Genomic DNA, 25,500 nt, shown 5'->3' with positions numbered 1-25,500 from the left:
GTTTCGGGCGGGCGTCAGCCTGCTTATCGCCCGGCGCAAACGTTCTCTTTTCCCTGACGTTATCATTGAAAAGACGATTTAACCATAAGCTGTACAGGGTCGAATTGAAGCATGGCTTTTAAGCGCCGCGCAAAGACGACAGCATAATTAACTGCGTTTTTGTGATTTACCACGCAGAAAAGAGGTTCATCGCCGTTATACGCAGCAAGATAATCAGCAGTGGCGCGCAAAATGTTAAAAACGCGCCTGGCAGAGGAAGGCATGAGACAAATAAAACTAATGCGAAGAGAGGGGTGAAATTAGAATAAATCAAACGAGGCGCGCTAAAGGTGCAGCCCTGCTCGCTTTTGGTGCAGGCTGAGCAAAAGGCGTAAAAAAGCCAGCGCGAAGCTGGCTTCGAGAAGACGCCGCGCGGCTTAGCGCAGCCAGGCAGGCATATCGTGCAGCCCCATCGCCTGACGCAGCATCGTGGGTTTGACGCCGGGCAGCGTATCCGCCAGCTTCAGCCCCAAATCGCGCAGCAGCTTTTTCGCCGGATGAGTGCCGGCGAACAGCTCGCGGAAGCCCTGCATGCTCGCCAGCATCAGCGCCGCGCTGTGTTTGCGGCTGCGCTCGTAGCGACGCAGATAGAGATGCTGGCCGATATCCTTGCCCTGCTGGTGCAGGCGGCGGATTTCGCCAATCAGCTCTGCGGCGTCCATAAAGCCGAGATTCACGCCCTGCCCCGCCAGCGGATGAATGGTATGTGCGGCGTCGCCCACCAGCGCCAGACGATGCGCCGCGAAATTACGGGCGTAGCGCGCCATCAGCGGAAAAGATTTACGCTCGCTCGCCAGTTCACAGAGGCCGAGGCGCATATCGAACGCCACCGCCAGCTGCTGATTGAAGAGCGCCTGCGGCATGCTCTCCAGCCGACTCGCCTCCTGCGGCGAGAGCGACCAGACGATTGAGCTCAGGTGCGGATCCTGCATCGGCAGGAACGCCAGAATGCCGTCGCCGTGGAAGACCTGGCGCGCCACCGCGTCATGCGGCTGCTCGGTGCGGATATTCGCCACCAGCGCATGGTGATCGTAATCCCAGAAGGTCAACGGAATATCGGCTTTGTTGCGCAGCCAGGAGTTGGCCCCGTCCGCGGCGATCAGCAGGCGCGCGGTCAGCATGGTGCCATCCTGCAGGGTCACAAAAGCTTCGTTTTCGCCGAACGCCACCTGCTGCAGCTGCGAAGGCGCCATAAGGGTAACGTCGCTGCAGCGGCTGGCGCGCTGCCAGAGGGCGCTGTGTATCGCCGGATTTTCGACAATGTGTCCCAGATGGGTCACTCCCTGCTGCTCATCATCGAAGCTAATGGCGCCGAAACTGTCGCGATCCCACACCTCCATGCCGTGATAGGCGCTGGCGCGACGCGCCAGAATATCGGACCAGACGTCCAGCTTCTGCAGCAGCCGCTCGCTGGCGGCGTTGATCGCCGATACGCGAATCGACGGCGCAGCGCTGGCGTCAAACTGCGGCTCCGCCGTTTTTTCCAGCACGGCGACGCGCAGCCCGCTGCCCTGCAAACCGCAGGCGACCGCCAGTCCTACCATGCCGCCGCCGGCGATAACCACATCAAAACTTTGCATCGGTGCCCCTTAGTTAACGCTTAACCCAGCCCAGCGTGCGCTCGGCCAGTTGATTACGCAGCCACGGCAGATGATCCATCGCCATCAGCCCCAGATTTCGTCCCACCACCAGCGGCGCATAGCGATTGGCGAACAGCCGCACCAGCCCGTCAGTGATGCCTATCGTCGCCGCGCGATCGGGCTGACGGCGCTGCTGATAGCGATGCAGAACGGCGTAGCTGCCCACATCCTGCTGCTGACGATGCGCGGCCGCCAGCGTCTCCGCCAGCGACATCACGTCGCGCAGCCCAAGGTTGAAGCCCTGCCCGGCGATCGGATGCAGCGTCTGCGCCGCATTGCCGACCAGCGCCAGCCGGTGCGACGTCTGCTGCCCGGCGCTCTGCAGCGCCAGCGGATAACTCTCGCGCTGGCCCGCGTGGGTAAAACGCCCCAGGCGCCAGCCAAACGCGCGCTGCAGCTGCGTCAGAAATTCGTCGTCGCTCCAGCGCGCGATCTCTTCACGCGCCGAGAGAGGATGGCACCACACCAGCGACAGGCGGTTGTCCGACATCGGCAGCAGCGCCAGCGGGCCGTGCTCGGTAAAGCGCTCAAAGGCGCGTCCCTGATGCGGTAACTGCGTCGAGACATTGGCGATCACCGCCAGCTGCTGATAATCCTCGCGCTGCCACTGAATGCCGAACGAGGCGGCGAGCGGCGAGCGCGAGCCGTCTGCGGCTACCAGCAGCGCCCCTTCCAGCTGTTCACCGCTCTCCAGCGTCACCTGCACGCTCTCCTGGCGGCGCTGCGCCTCGGTAACGCGTGCCGGACAGCGTAACGTCACGCCCGGCGCACTTTTCAGGCGCTCGAACAGCCGCTGCCCCACGTCGAAAAGTTCGACGACGTAGCCAAGCGCGGGGATCTGATAGGCCCCGGCGTCCAGCGTGACGAAACCGGCGTGGCCGCGATCGGAGACGTGGATATCGGTAATCGGCGTGGCGACTTTCTCGATGCTGCGCCAGAGATCGATATCGATCAGCTGTTGACGCGTGCCGGCGGCCAGCGCGATGGCGCGGCCGTCATACCCGGGGTGGGCGCGACTGTCGGGCGCGCTGTTCTCAATCAGCGTCACCGGCAGCTGCCCCTGCGTGAGGTGGGAAATAGCCAGCGCCAGGGTCGCGCCGGTCATGCCGCCTCCGGCGATAATCACCGTCATGCCTGACGCGCCGCTGCCATCAGCGCCTCAATTGCGTCTGCGTTCTTGACCACGCTGTCGGTCAGATTTTCGTTGCCCGTTTCGGTGATCAGGATGTCATCTTCGATGCGGATGCCGATGCCGCGATATTCCGCAGGCACGTCGGCATCCGGCGCGATATAGAGCCCCGGCTCAACGGTCAGCACCATGCCCGGTTCCAGAATACGATCGCGCGAAGGGGTGCCGTAGTGGCCGACGTCATGCACGTCGAGGCCCAGCCAGTGGCTCAGCCCGTGCATAAAGAACGGCCGGTGCGCCTCTTCAGCGATCAGTGTCTCTACCTCGCCCTGCAGAATGCCCAGCTCCACCAGTCCGCTGACCATAATGCGCACCACCTCTTCATTAACGTCGCGAATGCTGACGCCGGGGCCAAAGAGCGCCAGCGCTTTATAAAGCGAGGCGAGCACGATGTCGTAAATGGCGCGCTGCGGCGCAGTGAATTTGCCGTTGACCGGGAAGGTGCGGGTGATATCGCCAGCGTAGCCGTGAAATTCGCAGCCCGCGTCAATCAGTACCAGATCGCCATCGCGCAGCTCGCTCTCATTTTCGGTGTAGTGCAGGATACAGCCGTTTTCGCCCGAGCCGACGATGGTGTTATAAGAAGGAAAGCGCGCGCCATGGCGGTTGAAGACGTAGTGAATTTCGCCTTCCAGATGGTATTCAAACAGGCCGGGGCGGCAGGCTTCCATAGCGTGGGTATGCGCCAGCGCGCTGATTTGCCCGGCGCGGCGCAGGATGGCAATCTCTTCCTCATCCTTGAACAGACGCATTTCATGCACCCAGGGGCGCCAGTCGGTGAGCGTCGTCGGCGCGCTGAAATTCTGGCGAAAGCCGCGGCGCAGCTTCTCCAGCGCGGCGAACACCAGCGCATCCGCTTCCGCGTATTCGCCCTGCGCATGATAAACCACGTCAAGCCCGTTCAGCAGCAGGTGCAGCTGCTGGCCAATGTCATCCCAGGGCAGCGCGCGATCGACGCCTAATTTTTCAGGCGCGGCATCCTGCCCTAGCCGACGGCCAAACCAGATCTCAGCGGTAAGATCCCGCACGCGATTGAACAGCACGCTGTGGTTGTGGGTTTCATCGCTTTTGATCAGCACCAGCAGCGCCTGCGGCTCGTTGAAGCCGGTGAAGTACCAAAAGTCGCTGTTTTGCCGGAACGGATATTCGCTGTCGTTGCTGCGGGTCACTTCCGGTGCAGCAAAAATCAGGGCGGCGCTGCCGGGAGCCATTTTCGTCAGCAGCGCCTGACGACGCTGCTGGAAAGTATCCAGAGAAATCATGTTTGCACTCCCTGTAGAAACGGGCGCGTTTGCGCCCTGAGATATCTGGCTTAGTGTAGCGTCGGTTTTTTCACTTCGGGGGCGGTAGGTTGCGGACGCGTGAAGGTGTCGTGGCACAGCAGCGCCGCGACGCGCACATATTCAATTACCTCTTCCAGCGACTGCTCCAGCTCTTCCTGGTCCTCATCTTCATCATAGCCGAGCTGGGCGATGGTGCGCAGATCGTCAATCGCCTCGCCGGTTTCGCCGGTCACTTTCTCCAGTTTCGGCTGCGTAACGCCCAGACCGAGCAGGAAGTGATTCACCCAGCCCGCCAGCGCGTCGGCGCGGTCGAAGACGCTGATATCTTCGTCGTCCGGCAGCATCAGCTGAAACAGGTAGCCCTCTTCTTCCAGCGTGCTGGCGGTGCTGTCGTGCAGCGCCTGAAGCGGTGACGCCAGGCTCTGCGAGAAGGCCATGCCTTCGTTGGTGAGATCGTGCACCAGCGTTTTCCAGCTGGCATCCTGATTGCCGCCGCACAGAATGCCGCTGAGCAGGCCATGCATTTCAGCTGGCGTCATCCCCACGCCTTGTTGAGAGAGCGCTGAAGCGAGCGCGTTGTAATCGGGGGTTACGTTCTGTAAAGACATAAGGATTCATCGTCGTTGGCAGAATAAGTTCGTGTTATGCTACCACTAGCTGCCTCAAGGTTTCCAGAAAAGGGGTTGTAACTTATTTCGCGGGTCTATATAGTTGCCCGCCTCCCAAGGCATTGAGCCCAAAGGGAGCTGCGGGCGAAGTAATCAGTCAGGAAGGTGGCATGTCTGCACAACCAGTAGATATACAAATTTTTGGTCGTTCATTGAGAGTGAATTGTCCGCCTGAACAGCAAGATGCGCTGAATGCGGCTGCCGATGACCTCAATCAACGGTTGCAAGATTTAAAAGTTCGCACTAGAGTCACAAATACCGAGCAACTGGTGTTCATCGCCGCGTTAAACATTTGCCATGAACTGGCGCAAGAGAAAATGAAAACGCGCGATTATGCTGCTAATATGGAACAACGTATCCGTATTCTGCAGCAGACGATTGAACAGGCTCTTGTAGAGCAAGGTCGCATAACCGACCGCCAGGGTGCGAAATTCGAATAATACTTCATGGTTGCTGCGCAGCAGCAACGGTGAAGTCCAGTTTCTCTGAGATGTTTGCAAGCGGGCCAGTCCCCTGAGCCGATATTTCATACCAACAGAGTGTGGCGCTCTGTAACCTGTGAGCATGCTCGGTTCGTCCGAGAAGCCTGATGGTTGCGACGGCACATTCACCTTGAACCAAGGGTTCAAGGGTTACAGCCTGCGGCGGCATCTCGGAGATCTCCTTCTGTTCTGCATCTGTCTTTCCCCGTTATGAATGATATAGTTGCTTAATCAGCGACTATATCAACGGGGTTCTCGTGTCCCAGCCCTCTCAGCTCGATCGCCACCATATCCGCCAGCACGTGCGCCATTTGCGCCGCGCCCTGACGCCTGAGCAGCAGGAACAGGCCGCCGATCTGATGGCGGAGCACGCCGTTAACTTCGCCCCTCTTGCCAACGCCAGCCATATCGCGCTCTTTTTATCGGTAGACGGCGAACTCAATACCCGGCCGCTTATCGCTAAGCTGTGGCAGCAGAAAAAGCAGGTTTATCTGCCGGTGCTGCACCCTTTCTCCGCTGGCCAGCTGCTGTTTCTGCGCTATACGCCGGAAACCGCGCTAACGCCGAATAAACTGCGTATTCCTGAACCGCCGCTTGATATCCGCCAGCTGATTACGCTGGATCGGCTGGATGTGATGATGGTGCCGCTGGTGGCCTTTGACAGCAGCGGGCAGCGGCTCGGCATGGGCGGCGGCTTTTACGACCGCACCCTGCAGAACTGGCGTCAGCACGGTTTTTTACCGGTGGGCGTGGCGCATGACTGCCAGCACGTAGAGCAGTTGCCCGCAGAGGAGTGGGATGTGCCCCTGCCCGCCGTACTGACGCCGTCGCGCCTGTGGCAGTGGGAATAGCGGGAGTGAGCCTGTGGCGGAAAAGAAAGGGCCGTCTGCGAAAAAGGCAGACGGCCCGGTTTCAGTAAAGCGAAATCAGTAGAGCAGACGGGCGCGAATGGTGCCCGGAATCCTCTTCATCAGCTGCAGCGCTTTGTCCGCCCGATCCTGCGGCGCATCAATGTCAATCACCACGTAGCCCATCATTGGCGAGGTTTGCAGGAACTGCGCAGCGATGTTGATGCCCTGCTCGGCAAAGATCTGGTTGATTGCCGTCAGCACGCCCGGACGGTTTTCATGAATGTGCAGCAGACGACTGGCGCTGGCGCCGTGCATCGGCAGCGACACTTCCGGAAAGTTGACCGCCGAGAGCGTTGAGCCGTTATCAGAATATTTAGCCAGCTTGCCCGCTACTTCGATACCGATATTCTCCTGCGCCTCCTGGGTCGAACCGCCGATGTGCGGCGTCAGGATCACGTTATCGAACTCGCACAGCGGCGAATTAAAGGGTTCGCTGTTGGTCGCGGGCTCAAGCGGGAAAACGTCGATCGCGGCGCCCGCCAGATGTTTGCTACTCAGCGCGTCGCACAGCGCCGGAATATCGACCACGGTGCCGCGCGAAGCGTTGATCAGCAACGCGCCCTTCTTCATCTGCGCCAGCTCCTGCGCGCCGATCATATCCTGCGTCGAGGGCGTTTCCGGCACGTGCAGGCTGACCACATCGCTCATATTCAGCAGGTCGGCCAGGTGGCGCACCTGCGTGGCATTACCAAGCGGCAGTTTGTTTTCAATGTCGTAGAAAAAGACGTGCATGCCCAGGCTTTCAGCCAGTACGCCAAGCTGCATGCCAATATGGCCATAGCCGACGATACCAAGCTTTTTGCCGCGCGCCTCAAACGAGCCGACGGCGTTTTTGTTCCAGATGCCGCGATGCGCCTTGGCGTTTGCTTCAGGGATGCCGCGCAGCATCAGCAGCATTTCGCCGATAACCAGTTCGGCGACCGAGCGGGTATTAGAGAACGGCGCGTTGAACACGGGAATGCCGCGCGTTGCCGCTGCGTTAAGATCGACCTGGTTGGTGCCGATGCAGAAACAGCCCACGGCGACCAGTTTTTCCGCCGCGGCAAAAATCTCTTCCGTCAGCTGGGTGCGGGAGCGGATGCCGATGAAGTGCGCATCCCGAATGGAGGCTTTCAGCGCTTCGTCATCCAGCGCGCCTTTATGGAATTCGATGTTGGTGTAACCCGCCGCGCGCAGATTTTCCAGCGCGCTCTGGTGAACGCCTTCCACCAGCAGGAACTTAATCTTGTCTTTTTCCAGTGATACCTTTGCCATTTCCCCGACCCTATTGTGATTTCAACAATGGCCGCCATAAGCGCGCCTTCTGTCAAAATATCAAAATTTACGCCTGCGGCAATACAACCGTTTGCCTTGCGGCCAGCATGGGGAAGCCTGAGCCCAGCACATTGCCGCACAAAATCGGGGGCTGAACCGCGAACAAAGAACGAACCTGCTGTGGATGTCGGTTATGTGACATAAGTCACCGAATTTAGGCGGCGAAAGAAAAGATGTTTTGCGCAGGGAAATAACCGGCGCGCTTATCGCGCCGGACAGATCATTTTTCGATGGTTTTTACGCCGTCCGGCGTGCCGATCAGCGCAATATCAGCGCCGCGCGTAGCAAACAGGCCAACGGTGACCACGCCGGGCAGCGCGTTGATGCTTTTTTCCAGCGCGACAGGATCGAGAATCGTCAGGTTATGCACGTCGAGAATAATATTGCCGTTGTCGGTGACGACATGCTGGCGATACTCCGGCAGGCCGCCGAGCTTAACCAGCTCGCGGGCGACGAAGGCGCGCGCCATTGGGATCACCTCGACCGGCAGCGGGAAGCGCCCCAGCACGTCCACCTCTTTCGAGGCGTCGGCGATACAGATGAACTTGCGCGCGACGGCCGCCACGATCTTCTCGCGCGTCAGGGCCGCGCCGCCGCCTTTAATCATCTGCATCTGCGGGTTGATCTCATCCGCGCCGTCGACATAGATCGCCAGATCGTCGATCTCATTGAGATCAAAGACCGGAATGCCAAGCGCTTTCAGCTTCAGCGTCGAGGCTTCCGAGCTGGAAACCGCGCCTTCAATCTGCTGTTTCATCGTGGCGAGCGCGTCGATAAAGTGCGCGGCGGTGGAGCCAGTGCCGACGCCGACGACAGTACCCGGCTGCACATATTTCAGTGCAGCCCAGCCTACGGCTTTTTTCAGTTCATCCTGGGTCATGATATGTTTAAAACCTGTGCGACAACGAAGTGCGCGTAGTATAAAGCAACGCCTGCCGAATGTGCGCGGCTGTTTCCGCTGACGTGATCGCTTTGGAAGCCACTCCGCAAAAAAAGCGACGCGCGGCGCAGGGAAAGCCCCTTCGACGCGCGCCAGATGCATTTTTTGTGGCATAGTATCGTCCACCCTGAAGGAGAGAGAACAACAATGAAACGCCCGGATTATCGAACGCTTCAGGCGCTGGATGCAGTGATTCGCGAACGCGGCTTTGAGCGCGCCGCACAAAAGTTATGCATTACGCAGTCGGCCGTATCGCAGCGTATCAAGCAGCTGGAGAACCTGTTCGGCCAGCCGCTGCTGGTGCGTACCGTGCCGCCGCGCCCTACAGAGCAGGGTCAGAAGCTGCTGGCGCTGCTGCATCAGGTCGAGCTGCTGGAAGAGGAGTGGCTAAGCGATGAGAACGGCGGCACCACGCCGCTGCTGCTGTCGCTGGCGGTTAACGCCGACAGTCTGGCGACCTGGCTGCTGCCTGCGCTGAAGGATGTGCTGGCGGACTCGCCGGTGCGCCTTAATTTGCAGGTCGAAGATGAAACCCGCACGCAGGAACGGCTGCGCCGCGGCGAAGTGGTGGGCGCGGTCAGTATTCAGCCGCAGCCGCTGCCGAGCTGCCTGGTCGATCAGCTTGGCGCGCTCGACTATCTGTTCGTCGCCTCGCCGGAGTTCGCCGCGCGCTACTTCCCCAACGGCGTCACCCGCTCGGCGCTGCTCAAAGCGCCAGCGGTCGCTTTCGACCATCTCGACGATATGCATCAGGCCTTTTTACAGCAGAATTTCGATCTGTCGCCGGGCAGCGTCCCCTGCCATATCGTGAACTCCTCGGAGGCGTTTGTGCAGCTGGCGCGCCAGGGTTCAACCTGCTGTATGATCCCGCATCTGCAGATTGAGCGCGAGCTGGCGGGCGGCGAGCTGCTCGATTTGACGCCGGGCCTCTGCCAGCGCCGCATGCTCTACTGGCACCGTTTTGCGCCGGAGAGCCGCCTGATGCGCCGCGTTACCGACGCGCTGATCGCCCACGGCCATCGCGTGCTGCGCCAGGATGATTTAGCGGCCTGAGTCCGTTCGCGCCTGAAGTAAGGGGCGCTTTGCCCTTCGCTTTATGCCGCCCGCATTTGACTCATTTGCTGTCTAAAAAACACAAAAAAAGGGGCGCTTAGCGCCCCTTTTTTCATTACTGCTGCGTACCCGCGGTATTGGGTTTGATATCGAACACCACATCCACCTGATCGTCAAAGTGAATGCTCTGCTGCTCGTAGGTCTGCTGCGCGGAGGTATCCGCAGCCGGCGCGGCGGCCTTATACATGCGCGCCATCGGCATCGGCTGATAGTTGGACACGTGGTAGCGAATGCTGTAAACCGGGCCAAGCTTCGCGTTAAAGCCTTCCGCCAGCGCGGCGGCCTGCTGCGTCGCGTTATCAATCGCCGCCTTGCGCGCCTGTGCCTTATAGCTGTCGGGATTGGTGACGCCCAGCTCGACCGAGCGGATCTCGTTCAGGCCGCTTTTCAGCGCGCCGTCCAGCAGCTCGTTCAGCTTATCCAGCTGACGCAGCGTCACCTGCACCTGGCGCACCGCGCGGTAGCCTTTCAGCACCGACTTGCCCTCTTTGGTATAGTCATATTCCGGCTGGGTGCTGAGGTTAGCGGCATCGATATCTTTCTTCTCGATACCATTTTTCTGCAGAAAATCAAAGTATTGCGCGACGCGATCGTCGGCCTGCTTTTTCGCGTCCGCGGCGTCTTTAGAGGAGACGTTAACCACGATAGAGAGCGTGGCGATATCGGGGCGCGCATCCACGGTCGCCTGGCCTGACGTCACGACATGCGGGCCGTTTGGCAGTTCGTCGGCTAATGCGCTTAACGGCAGCGCCAGAGCGCCTGTCATGGCGACCAGCGCCAGTGCTTTCAGTTTCACGAAAATCCTCCTTGGAATCTCTGTTTTGCTGCGGCATCAAAGGCCAGAGCCTGAACGGAATAGTATGCACTGCTAAGAGCGTGTTATACCGCAAAAGTTCGCGTTTTGCTTATCCTGTTCTGCCGCTTTAGGACAATTCAAATCAGAAATTCGCTACTCCCTGCAGCGCCAGCTGGCTGGCGATAAGCCACATCACCGCACCGACCAGCAGATTTATCGCGCGCTGCGCCCTGGCGGTGCGCAAGCGAGGCGAGAGCCAGGCCGCCAGCAGCGCCAGCCCAAAGAACCAGAACACCGAGGCGCTGACGGTGCCCAGCGCGAACCAGCGGCGCGCCTCCTGCGTCGGCAGCTGCCCACCCAGGCTGCCCAGCACTACGAAGGTATCGATATAGACGTGAGGATTAAGCCAGGTGACCGCCAGCATGGTGGCGACAATGCGCCAGCGGCTCTGCTTAAGCTCACTGTCGCTGGCGAGGTCGACATCGCCGCTAAAGGCGCGGCGTAGCGCATTCCAGCCGTACCACAGCAGAAAAGCTACCCCGGCCCAGGTGATAAGCATCAGCAGCAGCGGCGACTGGTGCAGCAAGGCGCTGCCGCCGAAGATGCCACCGCAAATCAGCGCAATATCGCTCAGCGTGCAGAGTGACGCCGTCATTAAATGGTACTGGCGCTTAACGCCCTGATTCATCACGAACGCGTTTTGCGGCCCCAGCGGCAGAATGAGTGAGGCGCCAAGCGCAAGCCCCTGTAAATACGTTGATAACACAGAATTTTCCTTACATCAGCGAGATGCAAAGAAGTATAAAGAGGCGAGGTTATTAGCGGAAATTGAAAGATTTAATCTGCTATTAGGCAGATTAATAAGGACGGCGCGGGCGCCGTCCTGAGAGGCTTATTCTGCTTTTGCTTCCGCGTCCGGCGGGCTGACGCGATGCAGATGCACGTCCATTTGCGGATAGGGAATGCCGATGCCCTTCGCATCCAGCGCGCGCTTAAAGTTCTTCAGCAGATCCCAGTAGACGTTCTGCAGGTCGCCGCTGTTGCTCCAGCAGCGCACCACGAAGTTGAGCGATGAGGCGGCCAGCTCGTTGAGGCCAATCTGCACGCCCATATCCTGCAGCACGCGCGGATCGCTTTTAACCACCTCTTCCAGCAGCGCAATCACCTCGTCCACGTCTGCGTCGTAGGCGACGCCGATGATGAACTCATTGCGGCGCACCGGCTCGCGTGAAAAGTTGACGATGTTGCCGGCAATAATTTTGCCGTTCGGCACGACGACCATTTTGCCGTCCGCGCTTTTCAGCGTGGTGGAAAAGATCTGCACGTTGAGCACCGTGCCCATCACGCCGCCGAGATCGACGAATTCGCCCGCGCGGAAAGGACGGAAGGTCACCAGCAGCACGCCCGCCGCCAGGTTAGAGAGCGACCCCTGCAGCGCCAGACCAACCGCCAGACCGGCGGCGCCCAGCACGGCGATAACAGACGCGGTCTGCACGCCGACCCGCCCAAGCGCGGCAATCAGGGTGAAGGCGATAACACCGTAGCGCACCAGCGCCGAAAGAAAGTCCGCCACCGTTTTATCGATGTGGCGCGCCACCAGCACACGGTTGATGCCTCGGGAGATAATGCGCGCGACGATCATCCCCAGAATTAAGATAACCACGGCTGCTACGATATTTACCGCATAGCTGACGAGCAGCGCCTGATTGCGCACCAGCCAGCCGCCGGCGTTATGAATGCCGTCTACGACGTTTAAGTCTTCCATTTGAGAGCCCTGTTGTTGAATTCCCTGCCGGGAAGATCAAATCACAGCCAGAAAATTCCGGCAAACCAGCTATCAAGGGTAAACAACATTCGTCGTATATGCCAAATCTGCGTTGAATTTGTTGCAAATTTAGGCGAAACCGCGTGGTCGCAGCATAAAAAAAGGCCAGATCCGACGATCTGGCCTTTGTTGTTAACCCGCGACGCGGATTACAGACGATCGATAGCGTTCAGCTCTTTGAAAGCCTGCTCAAGGCGCACGACCATTGAGGCCTGCGCCGCACGCAGCCAGACGCGCGGATCGTAGTATTTCTTGTTCGGGCTGTCCGGACCCTGAGGGTTGCCGAGCTGCGCCTGCAGATACTCTTCGTTCTTTTTGTAGTACTGCAGAATACCGTCCCAGGTTGCCCACTGGGTGTCGGTATCGATGTTCATTTTGATCACGCCGTAGCTGATCGACTCTTCGATTTCCGCCGCGGAAGAACCGGAACCGCCGTGGAAAACGAAGTCCAGCGCGTTGTGCGGCAGGCCATGTTTTTCACAGACGTATTTCTGCGAGTCGCGCAGAATGGTCGGGGTCAGCTTAACGTTGCCCGGCTTGTAAACGCCGTGTACGTTGCCGAAAGAGGCGGCGATGGTGAAGCGCTTGCTGATTTTGCTCAGCTCGGTGTAGGCGTAGTCTACATCTTCCGGCTGGCTGTAGAGGGCGGAAGCGTCAACGTGGCTGTTGTCCACGCCGTCCTCTTCGCCGCCGGTCACGCCCAGCTCGATTTCCAGCGTCATGCCCAGTTTGTCCATGCGCGCCAGGTATTTGCTGCAAATTTCAATGTTCTCTTCCAGCGACTCTTCAGAGAGGTCGATCATGTGAGAAGAGAACAGCGGTTTGCCGGTTTTCTCGAAGTGCGCTTCGCCTGCATCCAGCAGACCGTCGATCCACGGCAGCAGTTTTTTCGCGCAGTGGTCGGTGTGCAGAATAACCGGCACGCCATACTGTTCAGCCATCAGGTGCACGTGGTGCGCGCCTGAGATGGCGCCGAAAATCGCCGCGCCCTGCGGCTTGTCGGTTTTGAAACCTTTGCCGGCGATAAACGCGGCGCCGCCGTTAGAGAACTGGACGATAACCGGCGCTTTGACTTTCGCGGCGGCTTCCAGCACGGCGTTGATGGAGTCGGTGCCAACGCAGTTTACCGCTGGCAGCGCGAATTTGTTCTCTTTCGCTACCTGGAAGATCTTCTGAACGTCATCACCAGTGACAACGCCGGGTTTAACGAAATCAAAAATTTTAGACATGATTGTGTCCTGTTTCGTGACCGACCATCCCCTGAGGGGACAGCGCTTTAAACGCCCAACGGGGCAAGTCTTCAGGCGACGCGCCAGGCGTCGCCCCCAAAGGGTTACTGCTTAGCACGCTCTTCCAGCATGGCAACCGCAGGCAGTTTTTTGCCTTCGACGAACTCCAGAAACGCGCCGCCGCCGGTAGAGATGTAAGAGATTTTGTCTTCGATGCCGAACAGGTCGATAGCCGCCAGGGTATCGCCGCCGCCTGCAACAGAGAAGGCGTCGCTCTCTGCGATGGCGTTCGCCACGATCTCGGTGCCCTTACGGAAGTTCGGGAACTCGAACACGCCGACCGGGCCGTTCCACAGAATGGTTTTCGCCTCTTTCAGCACCTTCGCCATCGCCTGCGCAGTTTCATCGCCGAAGTCCATAATCTCTTCGTTATCTGCGACTTCGGAAACCTTTTTCACCGTTGCGGGTGCAGTTTCAGAGAATTCCGTGCCAACGCGCGAGTCGGTCGGAACCGGAATGCCGTACTGGTCGCGCAGGCCTTTCGCCGCTTCCACGAAGTCCGGCTCGTAGAGAGATTTGCCGACGTTGTTGTCGATAGCAACAAAGGTGTTGGCGATGCCGCCGCCGACGATAACGGTGTCAGCAATTTTTACCAGCGACTGCAGTACATCGAATTTGGTCGACACTTTTGAGCCGCCAACCACGGCCACCAGCGGGCGCTCCGGGTTGCTCATCACTTTGCCCAGCGCTTCCAGCTCAGCTGACAGCAGCGGGCCTGCGCAGGCGATCGGCGCAAACTTGCCGACGCCGTGCGTTGAAGCCTGCGCACGGTGCGCGGTGCCAAAGGCGTCCATCACGAAGACGTCGCACAGGGCAGCATATTTTTTCGACAGTGCTTCGTCGTCTTTCTTCTCGCCTTTGTTAAAGCGAACGTTTTCCAGCACCACCAGCTCGCCCGCGCCGACTTCAACGCCGTCGAGGTACTCTTTCGCCAGGGTAACGTTGGTACCGTTCAGTTTCTCTTTCAGATAGTTAACTACAGGCAGCAGGGAGAATTCTTCGTTGTATTCACCTTCGGTCGGGCGACCCAGGTGAGAGGTGACCATCACTTTTGCGCCCTGTTTCAACGCCGATTCGATGGTAGGCAGAGAAGCACGGATACGTGCGTCTGACGTCACTTTCCCTTCTTTTACTGGTACGTTGAGATCGGCACGGATCAGAACGCGCTTACCAGCCAGATCCAAATCGGACATCTTAATTACAGACATGGTGAACCCTCTCGTTGATTCTCATAAGTTTTGCCAGGCGCAGACCGCGCCTTACCTGAAACCGCTTGCGGCCATCGCTAACGTCGTGTCGAGCATTCGGTTAGCAAAGCCCCATTCGTTGTCGCACCAGACCAGGGTCTTGATGAGGTGCTGACCGCTGACCCGCGTTTGCGTGCCATCCACAATGGCACTGTGCGGATCGTGGTTAAAATCTACTGAGACTAACGGTAATTCCGTATAGTCAACTATACCACGAAATGCCCCTTCTGACGCGTTTTGCAGCAGCGCGTTGACCTCGCAGGCCCTTACCGCCTCGCGTACAGAGACGCTAAGATCGATGGCCGTGACGTTGATAGTAGGCACGCGCACCGCAATCGCTTCGAAGCGATCGGCGAATTTCGGAAAAATACGGGTGATCCCGGCGGCCAGCCTGGTGTCGACCGGAATGATGGACTGACTGGCGGCACGCGTGCGGCGCAGATCGCTGTGATAGGCGTCAATCACCTGCTGGTCGTGCATCGCCGAGTGGATGGTGGTCACGGTGCCCGACTCAATGCCGAAAGCGTCGTCCAGCAGCTTGATCACTGGAATAATGCAGTTAGTGGTGCAGGAGGCGTTAGAGACAATGCGGTCAGTTTGCTTAAGCGCCCCTTCGTTCACGCCGAACACCACGGTGGCGTCGAGATCGCTGCCGCCCGGGTGGGAGAAGAGCACCTTCTTCGCGCCCGCCTGCAGATGCGCTTCGCCGTCCGCCCGGCTGCCGTAAACGCCGGTGCACTCCAGCACCACGTCGACGTTAAGCTCGCGCCACGGCAGCGCGTCGATAGCGGCGTGATGCAGAATGCGGATGGTATCGTCGCCGACCCACAGCAGATCGCGCTCCTGACGCACGTCGAAGGCGAAGCGGCCGTGGCTGGTGTCGTACTTCAACAGGTGCGCCATGCCAGCCGCCTCCGCCAGTTCGTTAATCGCCACCACGGTAATTTCGGCACGACGCCCGGTCTCATAAAGGGCGCGCAGTACGTTGCGCCCAATGCGGCCAAAGCCATTTATCGCCACCCGAATGGTCATCTTTTCTGCCACTTCCTGCTCATAAACGTGCCGATAGCCTGAGCGTTTCACGCGGGTTTGTACAGGAGATTTTCGCGCGCACCGCGCCGAAATCGCTGCCAAAAAACGGCCAACTGAAACGGTTCAGCTACAATAAAGCATGGAAGGAATAACGGGAATGACTGCGATCAAACGCGCCGCTGATTATTGGATCTGCGTCACATTTTTGCCAGGGTGCGGACTATTACTTGAGGAATAATTCAGCGGGCTATAAAAAAGGGACGCCCGACGGCGTCCCTTTCTCTTCAGGCTAAGGGTTTATGACGCCAGCACCGCTTTCGCCTGTGCGACAACGTTGTCAACGGTGAAACCAAACACCTCGAACAGCTTCTCGGCCGGGGCGGACTCGCCGAAGGTGGTCATGCCGACCACCGCGCCGTGCAGGCCGGTGTAGCGCTGCCAGTAGTCGGCGATGCCCGCTTCGATAGCGACGCGCGCGCCGATCGCTTTCGGCAGCACCGCTTCGCGGTAGGCAGCATCCTGCTTGTCGAAGGCGTCGGTAGAGGGCATGGAAACCACGCGCGCCTTGACGCCTTCGCTGCTCAGCTTGTCCCAGGCCGCGACCGCCAGCTCGACTTCAGAACCGGTGGCGATCAGGATCAGCTCCGGCTGACCGTCGCACTCTTTCAGGATGTAGCCGCCGCGCGCGATGTTCGCCAGCTGCTCAGGCGTACGCTCCTGCTGCGCCAGGTTCTGGCGAGAGAAGATCAGCGCGCTCGGGCCATCTTTGCGCTCGATAGCGTATTTCCACGCCACCGCAGACTCGACCTGGTCGCACGGACGCCAGGTGCTCATGTTTGGCGTGGTGCGCAGGCTGGCCAGCTGCTCGACCGGCTGGTGCGTCGGGCCATCTTCGCCCAGACCGATGGAGTCGTGGGTGTAGACCATGATCTGACGGATCTTCATCAGCGCCGCCATACGTGCCGCGTTGCGCGCATACTCCACGAACATCAGGAAGGTGGCGGTGTAAGGCAGGAAGCCGCCGTGCAGCGCAATGCCGTTGGCGATAGCGGTCATACCAAACTCGCGCACGCCGTAGTGGATATAGTTGCCCGCCAGGTCGACGTTGATCGGCTTAGAGCCGGACCACATCGTCAGGTTGCTCGGCGCCAGGTCGGCAGAGCCGCCCAGATATTCCGGCAGCAGCTTGCCGAACGCTTCGATAGCGTTCTGCGAAGCTTTACGGCTGGCGATTTTCGCCGGATTCGCCTGCAGCTGTTCGATAAACTTCTGCGACTCTTCCTGCCAGTTAGCCGGCAGCTCGTTGCTGACGCGACGTTTGAACTCGGCGGCCAGCTCCGGGAACGCCTGCGCGTAGGCGGCGAATTTCTCGTTCCACTGCGCCTCTTTCGCCTGACCGGCCTCTTTCGCGTCCCACTCGGCGTAGATCTCCGACGGGATCTCGAACGGCGCGTGCGTCCAGCCCAGCTGTTTGCGAGTCAGCGCCACTTCGTCGTCGCCCAGCGGCGCGCCGTGTGAGTCGTGGGTGCCCGCTTTGTTCGGCGAGCCGAAGCCGATAACGGTTTTGCACATCAGCAGCGAAGGCTTGTCGCTCACCGCTTTCGCTTCGTCGATCGCCTTCGCGATAGCGTCCGCGTCGTGGCCGTCTACGCCGCGCACCACGTGCCAGCCGTAGGCTTCAAAGCGCTTCGCGGTGTCGTCGGTGAACCAGCCGTCGATGTGACCGTCGATAGAGATGCCGTTGTCGTCATAGAAGGCGACCAGTTTGCCCAGCTTCAGGGTACCTGCCAGCGAGCAGACTTCGTGCGAGATGCCTTCCATCATGCAGCCGTCGCCCATAAACACCCAGGTGTTGTGATCGACGATGTCGTGGCCCGGACGGTTGAACTGCGCCGCCAGCGTGCGCTCGGCGATAGCGAAGCCGACCGCGTTGGCAATGCCCTGACCCAGCGGGCCGGTGGTGGTTTCTACGCCTGGGGTGTAGCCATATTCCGGGTGACCTGGAGTTTTTGAATGCAGCTGGCGGAAGTTCTGCAGCTCGCTCATCGGCAGATCGTAGCCGGTGAGGTGCAGCAGGCTGTAAATCAGCATCGAGCCGTGGCCGTTGGAGAGCACGAAGCGGTCGCGATCGGCCCACAGTGGGTTGGTCGGGTTATGGTTCAGGTAGCCGCGCCACAGCACCTCGGCAATATCTGCCATACCCATCGGGGCCCCCGGATGTCCCGATTTGGCTTTCTGTACTGCATCCATACTTAACGCGCGAATGGCGTTGGCAAGCTCTTTACGAGAGGGCATGTTCTACTCCAGGTCGGATGAATGATTCGCCTGTTTAACGCATTGTTATTAATGGTTTATTAGGCAAAACAAGGAAAAAGTCGCTCATCAATGTACATGAAAATCGGGGCAAAAGTACATGCCGCACCGTGCTAAATGTCGCCGTTTCGTCTGGCATTTACGGCACTGTCTGCTAGCGAAGTGGCCGACGACAGGCTATAACCCACTCTTTACCGTATCTGACCCTTTTTCAGATACCTGCTTTTCTTCTCTTGTTACTCACAGGATGTACGCATGACAATCAAGACAGGCATCATGGCAATCAGCCTCGCGGCGCTGCTCAGCGGCTGCCAGGGCATGGACAATAACGCACTGCTGCAGTCGGGCGCGCAGGCTTTTCAGGCCTACACCCTCAACGACGCACAGGTGAAGCAGCTCAGCGATCAATCCTGCGCGCAGATGGATAAAGAGAACCAGCTTGCGCCTGCCGACAGCACCTACCAGCAGCGTCTGAACAAAATCGCCGCCGCGCTGGGCGACAATATCAACGGCACGCCGGCCAACTACCGCGTCTACGTCACCAAAGATGTCAACGCCTGGGCGATGGCCAACGGCTGCATCCGCGTCTATAGCGGCCTGATGGATATGATGGACGACAACGAGGTTGAAGGGGTGCTGGGGCATGAGATGGGCCACGTTGCGCTGGGCCATACGCGCAAGGCGATGCAGGTCGCCTTCGGCACCACGGCGGCGCGCACCGCGGCCGCGTCTGTCGGCGGCGTGATCGGCTCGCTGTCGCAGTCGCAGCTGGGGGACCTGGGCGAAAAGCTGGTCAATGCGCAGTTCTCGCAAAGCCAGGAGTCGCAGGCGGATGACTACTCCTACGATCTACTGAAAAAACGCGGCATCGACCCGATGGGGCTGGCGACCAGCTTTGAGAAGCTGGCGAAAATGCAGCAGGGCCAGCAGAGCAGCCTGTTTGATTCGCATCCCGACTCCGCGGCGCGCGCGCAGCATATTCGCGAACGCATCGCGGCGGACGCCGGAAAATAAGCGAGCGCGCGCCGCCCTGCGGCGGCGCGCGTGGAGACTAGCGCTTAAAAAGCTGATCGACCATCGATCCCAGATCGCGCTGCTTGTCGTGCAGGGATTGATCGTCGATCTGGCCCTGCGGCGTCAGGCGATCCACCAGATGCGGCAACAGCTCCGCCAGTTTGCCGGAGGCGCCGTTTACGTCGGTGCCCAGCTTCTGCGCCAGCGACTGCATCGCCTCTTCGCCAAACGCCGACTGCAGCTGCCCGCCGCTGACCGACTGGTTACTGCCGCTGCCGATCCATGAGCTTAAAATTTCGCCCAGCCCGCCCTGCTGGAATTTCTGCAGCAGCACCTGCACTCCGCCCTGCTCCTGCACCCAGTTCCAGACCGCCTGCAGTTCACCTAAGGTGCTGCGTCCGTTGCCTAAGGTGCCGACTAATTCATCAAGTAAGCCCATCATGCTCTCCGTTACGGTAACACCGGGCGCGCCATTGCGCCCGGTTTGAAGGGTTATTCGCCTTTGTTCGCCGCCTGCACGTGCAGCATATCAAGCGCCAGCGTCGCGGCGGCCAGCGAGGTGAGATCGGCATGATCGTAGCCTGGGGCCACCTCCACCAGATCCATGCCGACAATGTTGAGGCCCTGCAGGCCGCGCACCAGTTTGGTCGCCTTGTCGGTGGTCAGGCCGCCGATTACCGGCGTGCCGGTGCCGGGCGCGTGCGCCGGATCGAGGCAGTCGATGTCGAAGGTCAGGTACACCGGCATATCGCCAACGGTGCGCTTCACTTCCGCCAGGATATCGTCGACGCTGCGATCGTTGACCTGCGCCGCATCCAGCACGTTAAAGCCCAGGCTCTTGTCGAACTCGGTGCGGATGCCGATCTGCACTGAGTGTTGCGGATCGATCAGCCCCTCTTGCGGCGCGGTATAGAACATGGTGCCGTGATCGAACGTCGGGCCGTTGGAGTAAGTATCGGTATGGGCGTCGAAATGCACCAGTGCCAGCTTGCCGAAATGTTTCGCATGGGCGCGCAGCAGCGGCAGCGTCACGTAGTGATCGCCGCCGAAGGTGAGCATGCGCTTGCCGTGCGCCAGCAGTTTTTCCGCGTGCGCCTGTAATTTGTCAGAGAGATCCTGCGAGTCGCCGAAGGCGTAAACCAGATCGCCGCAGTCCACCACGTTAAGGCGCTGACGCAGATCGAACTGCCACGGCCAGCGGCACCCTTCCCAGGCGAGGTTGGTGGAGATCTGACGGATCGCGCCCGGTCCCAGACGGCTCCCCGGACGGCCAGAGGTCGCGGCGTCGAAAGGCACGCCGGTGATGACCCACTCGGCGTCGCTGTCGTAAGGCTGGAAGTTGACCGGAAAACGCATGAAGCCGAAGGCGTTTGAAACCAGCGAATTGTCGTACTGATTGCCCAGGGTGTTATACATAAATCATCCTCGCTGCCGCATGGCATTAAGTTACAGGTGAAGGCCAGATAAAAAAAATCCCCTCCGCGTCGTTAAGCCCGACGAGGAAGGGATGTTTGCGTTGCCGCAGTTTACGCAATTATTGCGGAGTTCGGCGCGCGCTGCAATGCGCGACGCGCCGGAAACGCGTTTGTTGCGATCGCATTAACGTTCCCGCAGCGCCTCTTTGGCGCGGTTAAACGGCTTGACGAGGTAGTCCATCACCGTTTTCTCGCCGGTCTTGATATCCACCGTAGAGACCATGCCGGGGCTGATGGCGAAGCGGCGTCCCGCTTTATTCTGCACATAGTCGGTATCGGTGCGGATAAAGACGCGATAGTAGTAAATCTCCGGCTTTACCTCATCCTGGATGGTGTCGGGTGAGATGCTCTCCACCACGCCGTGCAGCCCGCCGTAAATGGCGTAATCGTAGGCGGAGATTTTCACCAGCGCCTTCTGGCCGGGATGGATAAAGGCGATATCGCGCGGCGAAAGACGCGCTTCAATCAGCAGGCGGTCATCCATCGGCACGATATTCATCAGCTCGCCGTTGGGCGGGATCACCCCGCCGACGGTGGTGACCTTGATGTTTTTCACGATGCCGCGCATCGGCGAGCGCAGGGTCAGGCGGCTGACGGTATCCTCGCGCCCCTTCACCGTTTGCGCCAGGCTGTCCGCTTCCGCCGACGCCTTCGCCAGATCCTCGCGCGCCTGCACGTAATATTGCGAGCGCATATCGGTGAGCTTCAGCTCCAGATCGGACTTGTCGCGCTGCAGCCGCAGCACCTCGACGCTGCTGGCGGCGCCGCTTTTCGCCAGCCTTTGGGTAATGCCCAGCTCGCGGTTGGCCAGCTCGAGGGAGTGCTGGATCTGCGCCGTCGCATCTTTTAACTGCGCCCGTCGGGTGGTGTAGAGCCGGGTTTCCGAGGCGATCAGATCGGGAAAGGCCTTCAGCTCGTCGGGAAAGCGCAAAGGCCGATCGTTCACCTCGGCGTAGAGCCGCGCGCTGGCCGCCAGCGCGGCCCGATAGCGCGCCGCGCTTTCGCCGACGCTGGAGACGGATCGCGTCGGATCGAGTTTCGCCACGATCTGCCCCGCCTCGACCCGATCCCCTTCATGCACGTTAAGCTCGGCGAGGATCCCCCCTTCCAGCGAGCTCAGCACCTGATCGCGCGAGCTGGGGATCACTTTGCCGGTGCCGGTCGACACCTCGTCCAGCACGCCGAACCAGGCCCAGATCAGCCCCGCCATCAGCAGAAAAAAGCTGATGACGATCAGGCGCACCGCGCCGCTGTAGTAGGCTTCCGAGCGCAGATCGCCGTTGAGATCGTCTGAGGTCTCCGCTTCGGGCGCCACCAGCCGCAGTTTGGTTGATAGCTCGCTCATGCCTGATCCTCCGGACGATTGAGCGTCGGCCGCGCAGGCGGCAGCGCGCTCTCTTTCGGGCTGTCCATCACCAGCTGCCCCTCTTTTAATACCAGCACGCGATCCACCAGCGCGAGAATGGCGGCGCGGTGGGTCGCCACCACCAGCGTGCGGCCGTTGAGCCACTGGCCGAGCCGCTCGATAAACTCTTTTTCGGTGTGGTCGTCCAGCGAGGCGGTCGGCTCATCCAGCAGCACGATATTAGGATCGCGCAGCAGCATGCGCGCCAGCAGCACCGACTGTCGCTGGCCGCCGGACAGCCCGACGCCGCCCTCCATCACCGGATGATCGAGGCCGAGCGGCAGCCGACGGATAAAGTCCGCGCCGCCGCTCACCGCCAGCGCGGCGAAGATCGCCTCGTCGCTGGCGTGCGCCGCGCCCATCGTCAGGTTTTCGCGCAGCGTGCCGTGGAACAGCCGCGCGTTCTGGGTCATCAGGCCGACGTTGCGCCGCACATCGGCGAGATCGATATGCGGCAGGCTCAGGTTGTCGAGCCGCAGCTCGCCGCCCACCAGATCCATGCCGCCGATCATCGCCTGCAGCAGCGTCGATTTACCCGATCCGTTGCGGCCCAGTACGGCGACGCGTTCGCCCGGCTTGATGGTCAGGCTTTTGATGCGCAGCGCGATGGTGGCGGAGTCGCTGTAGTAGCGAAACATCGCCTCGCTGAACTGGTAGTGGCCGAACAGCACCGGGCAGTGAATGCGGGTTTCGTCTTTGCTGTTCTCGACCGGCAGCGCCATCAGCGCGTCGAGGCTGGTTTTCGCCGCCTTGACCTGCTGCCAGCGCGCCAGCACGCCGCACAGGGTGCCCATCGGCGCGATCATGCGCGACGAGAGCAGCGACGCCGCGACGATGGCGCCGGTGGTGATGTCGCCGTTGATCACCATCGGCGCGCCGATGACGATTACGCTGGCATAGACCAGCCCCTGCACCGTCACGCCCCAGCTGATCAGCGAGTGCATCACCTTGCGCATCTCCACGCCGGACTGCGCGGTGATGCGGATATAGCTGTTCCACTGCTGCAGGAAGCGATCCTCCGCCTGCATCAGCTTGATATCCTCCAGCCCCTGCACGCTCTCTACCAGCACCGCATTGCGCAGGGTCGACTCTTTCAGCGACTGGTGCGCCAGCCTCGCCAGGGTTTTCTGTTTCAGCACGCCAGGCAGGATCATCAGGATCACCGCCACCGGCGCGATCCACGCCAGCTGCGGCGCGATAATCGCCATCACCAGCATAAACAGCAGGAAAAACGGCATATCGACGATAGAGCTGACGGTGGTCGAGGTGACCATTTCGCGGATCGCCTCCAGCTCGCGCAGCTGGGAAATAAAGGTGCCGGTGGATCGCGGAATCGCGCTGTTGCGCAGCCGCAGCGCATGGCCGAACACCCGGTCGGAGACGCGCATATCGGCGCGCTTGCCGAGCAGATCGGTGACGTGATCGCGCCCGACGCGCAGGATATAGGTAAAGATCACCGAGATAATCACCCCGCCGTAGAGCACGTAAAGCGTGGGGTAGGACTGCGCCGGGATCACCCGGTCATAGACCTGCATTGAGAAGATAATGCCCACCAGCGCCAGCAGGTTGATCAGGAAGGATCCCAGCATCACGTAGCCGTAGGGGCGCAGATCGCGCAGCACCAGCCGCCGCAGCCAGTCGGGCTTGATGGTCTCCAGATAGCGGTCGACGCGGCTGTCTTTGGCAGCGGTGAGCGGACGAAAAGCGGCGGCGAAGCGGATATCGGGCAAGAGCGCGCCGAGCGCCAGCGGCGTCGGCTGCTCGTCGCCGCTGAAGCGCACCCGCACCTCGTCTTCGCCGTCGAAGCTGACGATGACCCCGACCTGGCCATCCGCCAGCTCCACCGCCAGCGGCAGCCGCCAATGGTTAATCTCCCACTTATTATCCTGATAAAGCTGCAGCGACATGCCCGCCTGGCGCGCCAGATGGCGCAGCGCCTTGTCGCGCGTCTGTTTGCCCTGCCACTCGCTGGCGGCAAGGATCATGCCCGGTGAACAGGGCAGACGGTAGTGCGCAGCGATCAGGATTATGGCTGTCGCCCAGCCCTGGAGCGGCACCCCGCCTTCGCCCTCTTCGGGCTTGCCGGCGGGCGAATCTGGAAGCTGCATTTGCGTCATGGCTGGATCTCCACGGACTGGATCCGCTGATTATTCAGGGCGAACGCCGACCGCATATGGCCGGTGCTGTAAAGGCAGTCGAGCTGCAGCGCGCGCAACTGGCTGATGGTCTGCTGCAGCGTAAAGCGCGTCTGAAACACCTCCTGCTCGGCGTTAAGCACGTCAAGCAGCGGACGGGTGCCGAGCTGCAGATATTGATCCTGATAAAGCGCCTGGGTTTTTTCGCCCAGGCTCTGCTGCCGCGCCTGAATCGCCAGGCTGAGCGCCAGGCTCTGCGACTGGCTCTGCGATTCGTTTAGCTGCTGGCGCGCCTTCAGCCGCGCCGAGTTCACCGCCGCGTTGGCGGCGGTCAGCGCGTTGGCGGCGGCGTTGCGGCTGGCGGTCATGCCGCCGCCCTGATAGAGCGGCATCTCGACTTTGACCCAGGCGGAATATTGCGTGCGGTCCAGCGTCTCGCTGCTGGCGTAGTGATTGTTGAGGTAGTGCGTGACCTGCGGCTCCAGCGAAATAGTGGGCAGCATCTGCGCGTTGGCGTTATCCAGCTTCGCCTGCGCCTCGTTGGCCTGCGCCCAGGCGGCCAGCACCGCCGGAATGGTGCGGTCGTCGCTTTTTGCGGCCTCGCACGAGCGCGTCAGGCTGGCGGGAAAGTCGTCGCTGACCTTTTTCACCTGCGGCCAGCCGAGATAGGTCGCCAGCGTGGCGCGCCAGCGGTCGAGGTTGGCCTGATACTGTGTCAGCACGGTGCGCGCCCCTTCGATACGCGCGTCGGTTTGCGTCGCGTCAGAGAGCGAGGCGGCGCCCTCACTGTTGCGCTGACGCGCGAGATCGCCGATTTTCATCAGCGCCGATAGCTGCTCCTGGGCGATCTTCACCAGCTGCTGATAGCCCTGCACCTGCACCAGCGCCGCGGCCGTGTCGTGCGCCACGGTGTCGATGCTCACCAGCACGTTGGCCTGCTGCTGGGCGACGCCCGCCTCGGCGGAGCGCACCGAGCTGCTGACCTTGCCGAAGTCATAGAGCATCTGGGAGACCGACAGCACGAACGAGGGGCTGTAGCCCTTTTCGCTGTAGCTGTTGCTGTAACCGTTATTCATGCCGCCGCTGATCTGCGGATAGTATTTGGCTTTCGCCACGTCCACCTGATCCGCCTGCTCAAGCAGCCGTCCCACCGCTTCGGCGATGTCGGGATGCCACTGGATCGCCCGCTGCACCGCCTGATTGATGGTCAGGGAATCAGGCACGCGCGAAAGTGCCGGTTCGGCGCTTTCGCCGGTTAATGAAGGGAGATCCTGCTGTTGCGCCAGGCCGGTGGCGGCGATCTGGCTGGCCGACTGCATCAGGTCGCTGCTGGCCGCCAGAGAGGAAGTTGTAAAAAAAGCGATGCCAGCACAGAGAACGCTGAGCTTAA

General features: G+C 60.4%; 22 protein-coding genes and 1 other RNA gene. 5 read left to right on the top strand and 18 right to left on the bottom strand.

Annotated elements, in window-relative coordinates; genetic code table 11:
* Positions 1–416: 416 nt before the first annotated feature.
* The 4 genes from ubiI to ACR6A7_RS15185 are packed head-to-tail and all read right to left on the bottom strand — an operon-like array spanning position 417 to position 4,759.
* On the bottom strand, positions 417–1,619 hold the full coding sequence (gene ubiI, locus ACR6A7_RS15200) for an FAD-dependent 2-octaprenylphenol hydroxylase (protein ID WP_434125799.1): 1,203 nt from the start codon (positions 1,617–1,619) through the stop codon (positions 417–419).
* Positions 1,620–1,632: 13 nt separating this feature from the next.
* Positions 1,633–2,811, bottom strand: coding sequence for a 2-octaprenyl-6-methoxyphenyl hydroxylase (gene ubiH, locus ACR6A7_RS15195; protein WP_434125797.1), 1,179 nt, complete (start codon positions 2,809–2,811; stop codon positions 1,633–1,635).
* Entirely contained in the window at positions 2,808–4,130 is a 1,323-nt protein-coding gene (pepP, locus tag ACR6A7_RS15190) for a Xaa-Pro aminopeptidase (RefSeq protein WP_434125795.1), read from the bottom strand. The genes ubiH and pepP overlap by 4 nt, the downstream gene beginning before the upstream one ends.
* A 50-nt stretch (positions 4,131–4,180) precedes the next feature.
* Positions 4,181–4,759, bottom strand: coding sequence for a YecA/YgfB family protein (locus ACR6A7_RS15185; RefSeq protein WP_048785557.1), 579 nt, complete (start codon positions 4,757–4,759; stop codon positions 4,181–4,183).
* A gap of 170 nt (positions 4,760–4,929) precedes the next feature.
* Here ACR6A7_RS15185 and zapA point away from each other — a divergent pair, with 170 nt between their 5' ends.
* The 3 genes from zapA to ACR6A7_RS15170 all read left to right on the top strand — a co-directional run bounded on the left by zapA (position 4,930) and on the right by ACR6A7_RS15170 (position 6,152).
* Positions 4,930–5,259: a cell division protein ZapA gene (gene zapA / locus ACR6A7_RS15180; protein WP_033752202.1), complete on the top strand. Its 330-nt coding sequence runs from the start codon at positions 4,930–4,932 to the stop codon at positions 5,257–5,259.
* A gap of 39 nt (positions 5,260–5,298) precedes the next feature.
* A non-coding RNA gene (gene ssrS, locus ACR6A7_RS15175) (6S RNA) lies at positions 5,299–5,482 on the top strand.
* 76 nt (positions 5,483–5,558) lie between these two features.
* Positions 5,559–6,152: a 5-formyltetrahydrofolate cyclo-ligase gene (locus ACR6A7_RS15170; RefSeq protein ID WP_434125794.1), complete on the top strand. Its 594-nt coding sequence runs from the start codon at positions 5,559–5,561 to the stop codon at positions 6,150–6,152.
* Between the two features lie 75 nt (positions 6,153–6,227).
* On the opposite strand, the gene serA is transcribed toward ACR6A7_RS15170, so the two are convergent.
* Complete coding sequence (gene serA, locus ACR6A7_RS15165; protein WP_434125793.1) at positions 6,228–7,466, bottom strand: phosphoglycerate dehydrogenase; 1,239 nt, start codon at positions 7,464–7,466, stop codon at positions 6,228–6,230.
* A 280-nt stretch (positions 7,467–7,746) separates the two neighbouring features.
* The gene (gene rpiA, locus ACR6A7_RS15160; protein ID WP_434125792.1) at positions 7,747–8,406 is read right to left on the bottom strand and encodes a ribose-5-phosphate isomerase RpiA; all 660 of its coding nucleotides are present in this window, start codon (positions 8,404–8,406) and stop codon (positions 7,747–7,749) included.
* A 207-nt stretch (positions 8,407–8,613) separates the two neighbouring features.
* On the opposite strand from rpiA, the gene ACR6A7_RS15155 reads away from it, so the two are divergent.
* Complete coding sequence (locus tag ACR6A7_RS15155) at positions 8,614–9,519, top strand: LysR family transcriptional regulator ArgP (RefSeq protein ID WP_434125791.1); 906 nt, start codon at positions 8,614–8,616, stop codon at positions 9,517–9,519.
* 115 nt (positions 9,520–9,634) lie between these two features.
* Here ACR6A7_RS15155 and ACR6A7_RS15150 read toward each other — a convergent pair whose 3' ends face one another.
* The 7 genes from ACR6A7_RS15150 to tkt form a co-directional block, all read right to left on the bottom strand.
* Positions 9,635–10,375 carry an oxidative stress defense protein gene (locus tag ACR6A7_RS15150; protein ID WP_434125790.1) on the bottom strand — a complete coding sequence of 247 codons (741 nt, stop codon included), beginning with the start codon at positions 10,373–10,375 and terminating at the stop codon, positions 9,635–9,637.
* A gap of 142 nt (positions 10,376–10,517) precedes the next feature.
* Complete coding sequence (argO, locus tag ACR6A7_RS15145) at positions 10,518–11,141, bottom strand: arginine exporter ArgO (RefSeq protein WP_434125788.1); 624 nt, start codon at positions 11,139–11,141, stop codon at positions 10,518–10,520.
* A 126-nt stretch (positions 11,142–11,267) separates the two neighbouring features.
* A complete protein-coding gene (gene mscS / locus ACR6A7_RS15140) occupies positions 11,268–12,140 on the bottom strand; it encodes a small-conductance mechanosensitive channel MscS (protein WP_434125786.1) in 873 nt (290 codons plus the stop codon).
* Between the two features lie 209 nt (positions 12,141–12,349).
* Positions 12,350–13,429, bottom strand: coding sequence for a class II fructose-bisphosphate aldolase (gene fbaA, locus ACR6A7_RS15135; RefSeq protein ID WP_434125785.1), 1,080 nt, complete (start codon positions 13,427–13,429; stop codon positions 12,350–12,352).
* Between the two features lie 104 nt (positions 13,430–13,533).
* A complete protein-coding gene (gene pgk / locus ACR6A7_RS15130) occupies positions 13,534–14,697 on the bottom strand; it encodes a phosphoglycerate kinase (RefSeq protein WP_434125784.1) in 1,164 nt (387 codons plus the stop codon).
* A 51-nt stretch (positions 14,698–14,748) separates the two neighbouring features.
* Positions 14,749–15,768 (bottom strand): erythrose-4-phosphate dehydrogenase, encoded by a 1,020-nt coding sequence (epd, locus tag ACR6A7_RS15125; protein WP_434125783.1) that lies wholly within the window; start codon positions 15,766–15,768, stop codon positions 14,749–14,751.
* Between the two features lie 297 nt (positions 15,769–16,065).
* Positions 16,066–18,063: a transketolase gene (gene tkt / locus ACR6A7_RS15120; RefSeq protein ID WP_434125781.1), complete on the bottom strand. Its 1,998-nt coding sequence runs from the start codon at positions 18,061–18,063 to the stop codon at positions 16,066–16,068.
* 273 nt (positions 18,064–18,336) lie between these two features.
* Here tkt and loiP point away from each other — a divergent pair, with 273 nt between their 5' ends.
* The gene (gene loiP / locus ACR6A7_RS15115; RefSeq protein WP_434125780.1) at positions 18,337–19,095 is read left to right on the top strand and encodes a metalloprotease LoiP; all 759 of its coding nucleotides are present in this window, start codon (positions 18,337–18,339) and stop codon (positions 19,093–19,095) included.
* A gap of 37 nt (positions 19,096–19,132) precedes the next feature.
* Here loiP and ACR6A7_RS15110 read toward each other — a convergent pair whose 3' ends face one another.
* The 5 genes from ACR6A7_RS15110 to ACR6A7_RS15090 all read right to left on the bottom strand — a co-directional run bounded on the left by ACR6A7_RS15110 (position 19,133) and on the right by ACR6A7_RS15090 (position 25,429).
* Positions 19,133–19,591 (bottom strand): YidB family protein, encoded by a 459-nt coding sequence (locus ACR6A7_RS15110; RefSeq protein WP_434125905.1) that lies wholly within the window; start codon positions 19,589–19,591, stop codon positions 19,133–19,135.
* Positions 19,588–20,511 (bottom strand): agmatinase, encoded by a 924-nt coding sequence (gene speB, locus ACR6A7_RS15105; RefSeq protein WP_434125779.1) that lies wholly within the window; start codon positions 20,509–20,511, stop codon positions 19,588–19,590. The genes ACR6A7_RS15110 and speB overlap by 4 nt, the downstream gene beginning before the upstream one ends.
* Before the next feature lie 183 nt (positions 20,512–20,694).
* Positions 20,695–21,915 (bottom strand): HlyD family type I secretion periplasmic adaptor subunit, encoded by a 1,221-nt coding sequence (locus ACR6A7_RS15100; protein WP_434125777.1) that lies wholly within the window; start codon positions 21,913–21,915, stop codon positions 20,695–20,697.
* On the bottom strand, positions 21,912–24,092 hold the full coding sequence (locus ACR6A7_RS15095) for a type I secretion system permease/ATPase (protein ID WP_434125776.1): 2,181 nt from the start codon (positions 24,090–24,092) through the stop codon (positions 21,912–21,914). Before ACR6A7_RS15095 ends, ACR6A7_RS15100 begins: the two co-directional genes overlap by 4 nt.
* A complete protein-coding gene (locus ACR6A7_RS15090) occupies positions 24,089–25,429 on the bottom strand; it encodes a TolC family outer membrane protein (RefSeq protein ID WP_434125775.1) in 1,341 nt (446 codons plus the stop codon). The genes ACR6A7_RS15095 and ACR6A7_RS15090 overlap by 4 nt, the downstream gene beginning before the upstream one ends.
* Between the last annotated feature and the right edge of the window lie 71 nt (positions 25,430–25,500).

The sequence above is a fragment of the Pantoea phyllosphaerae genome (assembly GCF_051025595.1).
In the GTDB taxonomy this organism is placed as follows: Bacteria; Pseudomonadota; Gammaproteobacteria; order Enterobacterales; family Enterobacteriaceae; genus Pantoea.
This window is presented reverse-complemented; position numbering and strand designations above follow the sequence as displayed.